At 71.6% G+C, this 10,665-nt stretch carries 8 protein-coding genes; 1 reads left to right on the top strand and 7 read right to left on the bottom strand.

Going from position 1 to position 10,665, the window contains the following annotated elements:
* Position 1 precedes the first annotated feature (1 nt).
* The 7 genes from ACLF3M_RS14170 to hutU form a co-directional block, all read right to left on the bottom strand.
* Positions 2–478 carry a sarcosine oxidase subunit gamma gene (locus ACLF3M_RS14170; protein WP_430657585.1) on the bottom strand — a complete coding sequence of 159 codons (477 nt, stop codon included), beginning with the start codon at positions 476–478 and terminating at the stop codon, positions 2–4.
* Positions 465–3,383: a sarcosine oxidase subunit alpha family protein gene (locus ACLF3M_RS14165; protein ID WP_430657584.1), complete on the bottom strand. Its 2,919-nt coding sequence runs from the start codon at positions 3,381–3,383 to the stop codon at positions 465–467. Before ACLF3M_RS14165 ends, ACLF3M_RS14170 begins: the two co-directional genes overlap by 14 nt.
* A complete protein-coding gene (locus ACLF3M_RS14160; protein WP_430657583.1) occupies positions 3,380–3,643 on the bottom strand; it encodes a sarcosine oxidase subunit delta in 264 nt (87 codons plus the stop codon). The genes ACLF3M_RS14165 and ACLF3M_RS14160 overlap by 4 nt, the downstream gene beginning before the upstream one ends.
* A gap of 1 nt (position 3,644) precedes the next feature.
* Positions 3,645–4,916, bottom strand: coding sequence for a sarcosine oxidase subunit beta family protein (locus ACLF3M_RS14155; protein WP_430657582.1), 1,272 nt, complete (start codon positions 4,914–4,916; stop codon positions 3,645–3,647).
* A gap of 246 nt (positions 4,917–5,162) precedes the next feature.
* Positions 5,163–6,368: an imidazolonepropionase gene (gene hutI / locus ACLF3M_RS14150; RefSeq protein ID WP_430657581.1), complete on the bottom strand. Its 1,206-nt coding sequence runs from the start codon at positions 6,366–6,368 to the stop codon at positions 5,163–5,165.
* Complete coding sequence (gene hutH, locus ACLF3M_RS14145; RefSeq protein ID WP_430657580.1) at positions 6,365–7,870, bottom strand: histidine ammonia-lyase; 1,506 nt, start codon at positions 7,868–7,870, stop codon at positions 6,365–6,367. The genes hutI and hutH overlap by 4 nt, the downstream gene beginning before the upstream one ends.
* Before the next feature lie 81 nt (positions 7,871–7,951).
* A complete protein-coding gene (hutU, locus tag ACLF3M_RS14140) occupies positions 7,952–9,616 on the bottom strand; it encodes a urocanate hydratase (RefSeq protein WP_430657579.1) in 1,665 nt (554 codons plus the stop codon).
* A gap of 429 nt (positions 9,617–10,045) precedes the next feature.
* Here hutU and ACLF3M_RS14135 point away from each other — a divergent pair, with 429 nt between their 5' ends.
* Entirely contained in the window at positions 10,046–10,636 is a 591-nt protein-coding gene (locus tag ACLF3M_RS14135) for an OsmC family protein (RefSeq protein WP_430657578.1), read from the top strand.
* Positions 10,637–10,665 lie beyond the last annotated feature (29 nt).

The raw sequence follows: 10,665 nt of genomic DNA, 5'->3' as shown, positions 1-10,665 counted from the left end.
GTCATGGGCTCTCGGCGGGCAGCAGCGCGCAGCCGAAGGGCGCGGCGGCGGCCAGCAGGAAATGCTCGAAGCTGTGGGCGAAGGTCGCGGGCACGAGGATGTCGAAGGTCGTTGCCTCCGCACGATAGAGGATCACGGCGACCTGCGCGATGGGCGTGCGCGCGACCGAGCCCGGGGGGAAGGCGGCGGGATGCAGGTCGAGCCGGCAGCCCCGCGACAGCACCTCCGCCGCCGCGGGGCCGGCTAGGCGCAGCATCGCGAGGCCGCCGGACTGGTCCACCGCGGCGGCGCGTTCGGGCGGCAGGTCCGGGCGGGCGCCGACCACGATTGCGGTGTCCAGCGCAAAGCAGAGCGCGAGGCCGTCGCCGAAGGGCGCGGCGCGGCCGGGCCGTAAGCCGAGATCGACGCCGCGGCGGGCGGAAACCTGGTGGAGCGGCGCCGCGACGCGCGCGATCGTCACGCCCTCATGCCCGGACACGGGCATTCTCCGGATCCACGCGATGCGGGCTGCCGATGACGACGCGCACCGCCTCGTCATGGACGGGGCTGTCGGCGGTCAGCACCTCGCCATGCCGTGCGGCGCCGCCGGCGAGCAGCGCCAGGCCGATCCAGCCTTCCTCCTCGGCGGCCATGCAGGCGGCGGTGACGTAGCCCTGGCTCGGGCCGGTGCCGTCAGACGCACGGAGATGCGCGCCGCCGCGCAGGCGATCCCCCGCGCGCGCCGGCTGGATGCCAACGAGCTGCAGGCGCTGCGGATCGCGCAGCCCCGGCCGCTCGCCCAGCGCGCGTCCCACGAAGTCGCCCTTCTTCTTCAGCAACTTCCCGAGGCCGAGATCCGCCGGCGTGGTCTGCCCGTTGATCTCGCCGCCCGTCACGTGCCCTTTCTCGATCCGCAGCACGTTCAGCGCGTCCAGCGCGTAGGGCCGGATGCCATGCGGCGCGCCGGCCGCGAGGATCGCCCCCCAGACCTCCGTCGCGCGCGTCGCGGGCACCGCGACCTCATAGGCGAGCTCGCCGGAGAAGGAGATGCGGAACAGACGGCCCGGGACGCCGGCGATGATCGCCTCGCCCGCCGCCATGAAGGGGAACGCGTCGTTCGACAGGTCGCGGTCCACGATGGCCCGCAGCACGCCCCGTGCGCGCGGGCCGGCGACGGCGAACTGCGCCCAATTATCCGCGACGTCGGTCAGGGTGACGTCAAGCTCCGGCCACACGGTCTCCAGGTGCCATTCCATATGCGCCAGCACATCGTCCGCCTTCTGCGTCGTGGTCGTCACCAGGAAGTGGTCGGGTCCGAGCCGGCTGGTGGTGCCGTCGTCGAACAGCATCCCGTCCTCGCGCAGCATCAGCCCATAGCGCGCGCGGCCGACCGGCAGCGTCGAGAAGGTGTTGGCGTAGATGCGGTCGAGGAAGGTTGCGGCGTCCGGCCCCTGCACATCCACCTTGCCGAGCGACGACACGTCGCACAGCCCGACCGCGCGGCGGACGTTGCGCGCCTCCTCCAGCACCGGCCGCCAGGAGGTATCGCCCGTCACCGAATAGACCAGCGGCCGCAGCCAAAGCCCGATCCGCACGAAGACCGCGCCGTTCGCCTCGTGCCAGTCATGCAGGGGAACGCGTCGTTCCGGTTTGAAGTGCTGCCCCACTTCGGCGCCGGCCAGCGCGCCCCAGGCGACCGGACGCACGAAAGGCCGCGGGCGCGGCAGGCCGACCTGTTCGATCGTGACATCGCGCGCAGTGGCGATGACGGCGGCGCCGACCAGGCCGCCGATGCGCCCCTGGTCGGTCGCCATCCCATGCGTCGTGTAGCGCTTGGCGTGTTCGGCATGCGCGTAGCCCTCGCGCACGGCGAGCCGCAAATCGTCGGCCGTGACGTCGTGCTGAAGGTCGACAAAGGCCTTTCCCGGCGCGCGGATCTCCGCGATCGGCGCGGGCGGCGCGGCCGCGACCGGTGCGCCCGGCAGCGGCACCTCGGCCGCGGTGAAGCCGAGCGATGCCAGCGCCGCGCGCGCTGCGCGCGCGCCATCCGCTGCGGCCTCGGCGAGCCCGAAGACGCCGCGCGCCGCGCCGGCGGCGGTGACGCCGTCGCGCGCGTCCTGCGGGACGAAGGCATGGATGGTGGCGTCCCACGCCAGCGTCAGCCCGGCCTGGTGCGCCAACGCGACCTCCGGCGTCCGACCACCGGCGACGAGCAGCGCATCCGCCTGGATAAAGTCCGCGACCTCCGTGCCGACCCGCCGCGCGCGCAGGCCATGGATTTCATGCGCGCCGTCCGTCCCACAGGCCTCCCACCCGTTCAGGACGCGCAGTCCCGCGCCGCTCGACCTGGCCGCCGCCGCGCTCTCCTCGCGCGGGTCCAGGATCGCGGCGATATCGATGCCGGCTTCAGCCAGCGCCAGGGCTGCCCAATGCCCGGAATCGTCCAGAGTGAAGACCGCGACGCGGCGCCCGACGGCGACGCCGAAGCGGCGCGCATAAGCCACCGCCGCGCCGGTCAGCATCACGCCGGGCCGGTCGTTGCCGGGGAAGGCGACCAGCCTTTCGGTCGCGCCCGTCGCCAGGATCGCGCGGCGCGCGCGGATCACGTGCAGGCGCTGGCGCGGCGTGGCGCCGGGCTCGTCGACATGGTCCGCGACGCGTTCCACCGCCGCGAAGACGCCCTGGCCATAGGCGCCGACCACCGCCATGCGCGTCCGCAACACGCCGGCCGGCAGCGCCGCAGCCGTCGCCTCGGCCCAGCCCGCGGCCGCGCGGTCCAGCAGGGCGCCGCCACCCCCAGCGAAATCCTGCTCGGCAAGGATGACGCGGGCGCCTGCCTCTGCCGCCATCCGCGCCGCGGCCAGCCCCGCCGGCCCGGCGCCCACGACCAGCACGTCGCAATGCGCGTGGACATGCTCGTAGCGATCCGGGTCCGGCGCCGCCGCGATCCGGCCCAGGCCGGCCGCGTGCCGGATCAGCGGTTCATAGACGTTCTCCCACCAGGACGCCGGCCATTTGAATGTCTTGTAGTAGAAGCCGGCCGGCAGCAGCGGCGAGAGCAGCCCGTTCACCGCGCCGATATCGAAGCGCAGCGAGGGCCAGCGGTTCTGGCTGGCGGCGACCAGGCCGTCAAACAGCTCCACCACGGTAGCCGGCGTGTTCGGCTCGCGCCGCGCGCCGTCGCGCAGTTCGACCAGGGCGCAGGGCTCTTCCGGCCCCGCCGTCACCACGCCGCGCGGACGGTGGTACTTGAAGGAACGGCCGAGAACGCGCACGCCATTCGCCAGAAGCGCCGAGGCCAGCGTGTCGCCGGCCAGGCCCGTCATGTCCCGCCCGTCGAAGCGGAAGCGCAGCGCCCGCGCGCGGTCCACCATGCCACCGGCAGGCAGGCGAAAGCCCGTCACGGCGGCGCCTCGGCCGGCGTGCCGACCCAGGCGATCTCATGCGTCAGGGTGTCGCGCCTGACCTTCAGTACGCGCCGGCAGCCCTGGACGTGGTGCCACCATTCGAGGTGCCAGCCCCGCGGGTTGTCGCGGTCGTACACATAGGCGACGAATGCATCGATGCCCGCATCCGGGGCCGGCCGCGCCAGCGTCGCGTCGCCGCGATAACAGAACTCCGCCTCGTCGCGCAGGCCGCAATGCGGGCAGGCAATGCGGTGCACGTCAATGCGCCCAGGGGTAGGGACCGACGCCGCGCTCGTCGATGGTGCGGCCCTCCCGGAAGCGCGTCAGGCCGAAATGTGCGGCGAGCGAATGCGGCGTGCCCGTCGCGACGAGATGCGCGGTGCAGAGCCCGCCCGCCGGCACCGCCTTGAAACCGCCATAGCACCAGCCGCCGTTGAGGTAGAGGTTCTCCACCGGCGTCGCGGAGACGATCGGGTTCCCGTCCATCGACATGTCCATCACCCCGCCCCATTGCCGCAGCACGCGAAGCCGCTTGAGCCGCGGCATCAGCGTGGCACCCGCGCTCAGCACCTCCTCCACTACCGGCAGGTTGCCGCGCTGCGCGTAGCTGTTGTGGCCGTCGGTCGGGCCGCCGAAGACCAGGCCGCCCTTGTCGGACTGGCTGACGTAGAAGTGGCCAGCCCCATAGGTGACGACGATGTCCAGGCAAGGCTTCACCGCCTCCGTCACGAAGGCCTGCAGGACATGCGTTTCCATCGGCAGGCGGAAGCCGGCCATGGCCGCCAGGCGCGACGAATCCCCGGCGACGCAGAGCACGACCTTGTCGGCCGCGACGGTCCCGCGCGTGGTCTCGACGCCCGTCACGCGCCCAGCGTCCACCCGGACGCCGGTGACTTCGCAGTGCTCCACGATGTCCACGCCGCGCGCGCTGGCGGAGCGCGCGTAGGCCCAGGGCACCGCGTCGTGCCGCACTGTGCCGCCGCGGCGCTGGAGGAAGCCGCCCAGCACAGGAAAGCGCGTGTCATCGAGCTCGATCAGCGGCGCGAGGCGCTTCACGGCCGCACGGTCCAGTACTTCGCACTCGACGCCCTCGATCCTCATCTGGTTGGCGCGCCGGGCGAAGAGGTCGCGCTGGCCGTCGGAGTGGAACAGGTTCAGCGTGCCGCGCTGGCTGACCATCGCGTTGAAGCCATGCGTCTGCTCGAACCGCTCCCACAGCTTCAGGCTGTGCTCGTAGAAGCGGACGTTCTCGGCGGCGAAATAGTTGGATCGCACGATGGTCGTGTTGCGGCCCACGTTGCCGAGCCCGATCGGCCCCTTTTCGATCACCGCCACGTCACTGATGCCGTGTTCCACGGCCAGGTGATAGGCGGTGGAGAGCCCATGCCCGCCGCCGCCCACCACCACCACGCGATAGCGCGCCTTCGGCGAGGCCGTGCTGCGCCAGGCGGGCCGCCACCCGGCATGGCCGCGCAGCGCCTCCCTGGCCAGGCCGAGCAACGAATAGGGGCTGGACGCAACGGCGGACATGCCGGGCGAAGGCTCCTCACGCATGCGGGATTGCTGCGCCACGCTGCGGCGTGACGGAGCGGATGTCCAGGGGGAGGATGTGACGTCCGTCTCGTCGCCGAGCCAGGCCACGTCGCCCTCCTGATCAACCCCACCTGCCTGCAGTCAGCCCGGACTTCATGAGCCAGGTTTCGCCATAGCCCTGCCCGAGGAGATCCATCCTCGCCTGGGAGCGGGCGCGCGCCATCTCGTGCTTCCCGAGGACGTTCAAGCGTCCTCCCCGGCAACGACGCGCCCGCGGCAGGGATTGCGGCCGATCCAGTAGCACAGCTCGGCCGGACGCGAGACGTCGAACAGCGAGAGGTCGCAGCGCAGCCCCGGCGCGAGCACGCCGCGGTCGGCCATGCCGAGCGCGGCGGCGGCGTTGACGGTGATGCCGCGCAGCGCTTCGGCGACGGTGAGGCGGAACAGCGTGCAACCCATGTTCAGCATCAGCAGCAGCGACAGCGCCGGCGATGACCCCGGGTTGAGGTCGGTCGCGAGCGCCATCCGCAGCCCCGCCGCGCGCATCGCGGCGATGTCGGGCCGGTGCGTCTCGCGTATGAAGTAGAAGGCGCCGGGCAGCAGCACGCCGACGGTGCCTGCCCGCGCCATCGCCGCGATGCCCTCGGCGCCGGCGTATTCGATGTGGTCGGCGGACAGCGCGCCATGGCGCGCGGCGAGCGCGGCGCCTCCGTCGTCGCGTAGCTGGTCGGCATGCAGCTTCACAGGCAGGCCAGCCTGCCTGGCGGCCTCGAACACCCAGGACGTCTCATCCGCCGTGAAGCCGATTGCCGTGTCGGTGAAGACATCCACGGCGTCGGCCAGGCCTTCCGCCGCGATGGCCGGGATGATCTCGTCGGCGACGACCCGGGCGAAATCGGCGCGGCGTCCCGCATACTCCGGCGGCACGGCGTGGGCAGCGAGGCAGGTCGTCGCGACCGCCACATGCCGCGCGGCGCCGAGCCGCCGCGCCACGCGCAGCATCCGCGCCTCGGTCGCGAGGTCGAGGCCGTAGCCCGACTTCACCTCGATTGTGGTGACGCCCTCGGCGAGCAGCGCGTGCAGACGGGGCAGGGCGGCGGCCACCAACTCGTGCTCCGTCGCGTCGCGCGTGGCGCGGACGGTGGAGAGGATGCCGCCGCCGGCTTTGGCGATTTCCTCGTAGCTCGCGCCGTTCAGCCGCATCTCGAATTCCGGCGCGCGGTTGCCGGCGAAGACGATGTGGGTGTGGCAATCCACCAGCCCCGGCAGGACCCAGGCGCCGCCGCAGCGCGTGGTGACCAACGCCGCGGAGGGCAGGTCGGCGCGGCGGCCGACCCAGGCAATGCGGCCGTCCTTGGCGGCGATCGCGCCGTCCTCGATCACGCCGAGGCCGTCACCCGTCATGGTGCAGAGATGGGCGTCGAGCCAGACGCGGTCGAAGGCGGTCACGCCGGGATCTCCACCAAGCCCGCGAGCACGCCAGATTCTACAAGGCGCTTCGCGGCTTCGATGTCCGGCGCCATGGCGCGGTCCTGGTCCCAGGGCCTGACCTGCTCGCGCAGCGCGGCATGCGCGACCTCGAGCACCGGCGAGGAGGTGAGCGGCCGATGGAACTCGATGCCCTGGCAGGCCGCCAGGATCTCGATGCCGAGGATGGTCGCGAGGTTCGCCGCCATCTCCGCCAGCCGCAGCCCGGCGGCGGTTGCCATGCTCACATGGTCCTCCTGGTTCGCGCTGGTCGGCAGGCTGTCGGTCGAGCGCGGGACGGCAAGCGCGCGGTTCTCCGCGGTCAGCGCGGCGGAGGTGACCTGCGCGATCATGAAGCCGGAATTCAAGCCGGAATCCGCGACGAGGAAGGCCGGCAGGCCGGAATTCAGCGCGGGGTCGGTCAGCAGCGCGATGCGCCGTTCGCTGATCGCGCCGAGCTCGGCGAGCGCGAGCGCGATGGTGTCGGCGGCGAAAGCGACGGGTTCCGCGTGGAAATTGCCGCCGGACAGCACGGCGCCGTCCTCGGTGACCAGCGGGTTGTCGGTGACGGCATTCGCCTCACGCAACAGCACGGCGGCGGCGTGATCCAGCAGGTCGAGGCAGGCGCCGGCGACCTGGGGCTGGCAGCGCAGCGAATAGGGATCCTGCACGCGTGTGTCGCCTTCCCGGTGGCTGTCGCGGATCGCGCTGCCCGCGATCAGCGCGCGCAGCGCGGCGGCCACGCGAACCTGGCCTGGCTGGCCGCGAAGCGCATGGATGCGCGGGTCAAAGGGTGTGTCGGAGCCGCGCGCGGCATCGAGGCTGAGCGCGGAGGCCAGCAGCGCCGCCTTCAGCAGGTCCTGCGCGGCGAACAGGCCGGCGAGCGCGAGCGCGGTGCTGACCTGCGTGCCGTTCAGCAGCGCGAGACCTTCCTTAGGCCCAAGGGACAGCGGTTCGATTCCCGCAACCGCCAGTGCCTGCGTGCCGTCGAGCACGCGGTCGGCGTGAAAGGCCTCGCCCTCGCCGATCAGGACGAGTGAGAGGTGCGCCAGCGGCGCGAGATCGCCCGACGCGCCGACCGAGCCTTTCGCGGGGATCGCGGGCAGGACATCGTGCTTCAGCAGCGCGAGCAGCGCGTCCACCAGCTGCGGCCGCACGCCGGACGCCCCGCGCGCCAGGCTCCTCGCCTTCAGCGCGAGGATCAGGCGCACCACCGGCGCAGGCAGGAAGGCGCCGGTGCCGGCGGCGTGGCTGCGGATCAGGTTGAGCTGGAGCTGCGCAAGCCTTTCCGGCGGGATCCGCGTGGAGGCGAGCTTCCCGAACCCGGTGTTGACGCCATAGAGCGCCTCGCCGGAGGCGAGCCGTGTCTGCAATGCGTCCACGGACGCCTGCACCCGCGATCGCCAGGACGGGTCGAGCGCGACCGCCGCGCCCGTCATGACGGCGCGGAGGTCGTGAAGCGTGGCGGCGTCGGGGGTGGTCATGGTCGTCTCCATCTTCCCCGCTTCCGCGCTTTCCCTCCCCCGCTTGCGGGAGAGGGAGGCGCTTGAGCAAGGGAGGGCACCTTACGACAGCATCGGCAGGTCCAGCCCAAACTGCCGCGCGCAATCCCTGGCGATGTCGTAGCCTGCATCGGCATGCCGCATCACGCCCGTCGCCGGGTCGTTCCACAGCACGCGCGCCAGCCTTCGCGACGCGGCTTCCGTGCCATCGCAAACGATCACCATCCCCGCATGCTGGCTGAAGCCCATGCCGACGCCGCCGCCGTGATGCAGCGAAACCCAGGTCGCGCCCGACGCCGTGTTCAGCAGCGCGTTCAGCAGCGGCCAGTCGGAAACTGCGTCGGACCCGTCCATCATCGCTTCCGTCTCGCGATTCGGGCTCGCCACCGATCCGGAATCCAGGTGGTCGCGGCCGATCACGATCGGCCCGATCTCGCCGCGCGCCACCATTTCGTTGAAGGCCAGGCCCAGCCTGTCGCGCTGGCCAAGCCCCACCCAGCAGATCCGCGCCGGGAGGCCCTGGAAGGCGATGCGCGCGCGCGCCATGTCGAGCCACTGGTGCAGGTGCGGATCGTCTGGGATCAGTTCCCGCACCTTGTCGTCGGTCCGGCGGATGTCCTCGGGGTCGCCGGACAGCGCGGCCCAGCGGAAGGGGCCGACGCCGCGGCAGAAGAGCGGGCGGATATAGGCGGGCACGAAGCCCGGGAACTCGAAGGCGTTGGCCAGGCCTTCCTCCTTCGCCATCTGCCGGATGTTGTTGCCGTAGTCGAGCACGGCGGAACCCATCCGCTTGAAGTCCAGCATGGCCTGCACGTGCCGGACCATGGACTTCTTCGCCGCCGCCGCGACGAAGGCCGGGTCCGATTGGCGCCTCGACTCCCACTCGTCGAGCGACCAGCCGGCGGGGAGATAGCCGTTGGCGGGATCATGCGCGCTGGTCTGGTCGGTGACGATGTCGGGCACGACGCCGCGCCGCACCAGTTCCGGGAAGACCTCCGCCGCGTTGCCGAGCAGCCCGACGCTGATCGCGCGCTTCTCCTCGCAGGCCTTGCGGATCATCGCGAGCGCGTTGTCGAGATCATCGGCGCGGTGGTCGAGGTAGCGCGTCTCCAGCCGCTTTTCGATCCGCGAGGGCTGGCATTCCACGGCGAGAACGCAGGCGCCGGCGAAGACGCCCGCGAGCGGCTGCGCGCCGCCCATCCCGCCCAGGCCGGCCGTCAGGATCCAGCGTCCCGCCAAAGAGCCACCGAAATGCTGGCGACCCGCTTCGGCGAAGGTCTCGTAGGTGCCCTGCACGATGCCCTGCGAACCGATGTAGATCCACGACCCCGCGGTCATCTGCCCGTACATCATGAGGCCCGCGCGATCGAGCTGGTTGAAATGTTCCCAGCTCGCCCAGCGCGGCACCAGGTTGGAATTGGCGATCAGGACGCGCGGTGCGTCCGCATGGGTGCGGAACACGCCGACGGGCTTGCCGGACTGCACGAGCAGCGTGTGCTCTTCGTCCAGGCGCTTCAGCACGGCGACGATGGTCTCGTAGCTCTTCCAGTCGCGCGCCGCGCGGCCGATGCCGCCATAGACCACGAGCTCGCCCGGGCGCTCCGCGACCTCGTCGTCGAGGTTGTTCATCAGCATCCGCATTGCCGCCTCGGTCGTCCATTGGCGGCAGCTGAGGTCGAGCCCGCGCGGGGCGCGGATTGCGGGGGCGTTGCGGAAGCGGTCGGTCATGCGGGGAAGCCTAACGCAAGACCACGACCGCTTGGAACGATCTCTCGTGCAGAAGGCGCGGCATCCGGCCCGCGAAGTGGACCGAGGCCGCGAATGCGGCTTGCCGCAGGCGGGGCGAGTGCGGTGCGGGAGGTAGAATGAGGAGTTGATCTCGATCGACGTGCACGGTGCGTTCAAGTGCCTCTTCGCCCTGAGACCAGTCATGTGCGTATCCGCCGTGCCAGGGCCCGTGCCGGCCCTGCCGACGAAGCGCCGCTCGACCGGTCGCCCACGCTTAGTGGCCGACCCGCCGGCGTGGCGAAACATGAATCCATGACTTCTCAAGATGTCCCGAAGGTTCCGGCCAAGCGTCATGCCGTGGCGGCGCGCAGGATCCCTCCACGTTCCGCACGCCGCGGGGCGCATCCGGAACATCCAGGAGAAGAGACCATGTCAGTCACGGCCGAGTTTACCAAGCCCCTGAAGCCCGCCCCGCAGCCGCGCCACGGCGTGGACACGCCGACGCTCTTTGCCACGCTCGACGTGGTGCGCGGCCAGCCGGAGCTCGCGAAGTTCCAGTTCCGTGCGGACAGCCGCTGGCTGTCAGGCACGCATATGCAGAGCACGATGGCCGGCTTCTACGGGGTCGGCGGCGAGCAGCAGCACAAGAGGCCGACCGTCGCCCATGGCGACCACCCGGCCATGCTCTGCGGCACGGACGAAGGCCCGACGCCAGTGGAATGGGTGCTGCACGCGCTCGCGGCCTGCCTGACGGCCGGCATCGCCAACATCGCCGCCGCGCGTGGCGTCACGCTGACCAAGGCGGATGCGAAGGTCGTGGGCGACATCGACCTGCAGGGCGTGCTCGGCCTGAACGAAAAGGTCCGCAACGGCTTCCAGGCGATCCGCGTGAGCTTCGAGGTCGCGGGCGATGCGCCGGCGGCGAAGCTCGAGGAGATCGTGCGCCAGTCCGTCGCCCGCTCCGCCGTCTTCGACATGCTGACTAACGGCGTGGCGGTGGCAGTGTCCGCCAAGGCCTGACGCAGCGGCCGTCGGCAGGGCGCCGGCGG

Origin of the sequence: Falsiroseomonas sp. HW251 (genome assembly GCF_050563545.1) — a bacterium.
Taxonomy (GTDB): Bacteria; Pseudomonadota; Alphaproteobacteria; order Acetobacterales; family Acetobacteraceae; genus Falsiroseomonas.
This window is presented reverse-complemented; position numbering and strand designations above follow the sequence as displayed.

Bases quoted from the DNA above. Each gene is read 5' to 3' on its own strand.
- ACLF3M_RS14155 (WP_430657582.1), bottom strand. From the start codon at position 4,916: ATGTCCGCCGTTGCGTCCAGCCCCTATTCGTTGCTCGGCCTGGCCAGG.
- hutH (WP_430657580.1), bottom strand. From the start codon at position 7,870: ATGACCACCCCCGACGCCGCCACGCTTCACGACCTCCGCGCCGTCATG.
- hutU (WP_430657579.1), bottom strand. From the start codon at position 9,616: ATGACCGACCGCTTCCGCAACGCCCCCGCAATCCGCGCCCCGCGCGGG.
- ACLF3M_RS14135 (WP_430657578.1), top strand. From the start codon at position 10,046: ATGTCAGTCACGGCCGAGTTTACCAAGCCCCTGAAGCCCGCCCCGCAG.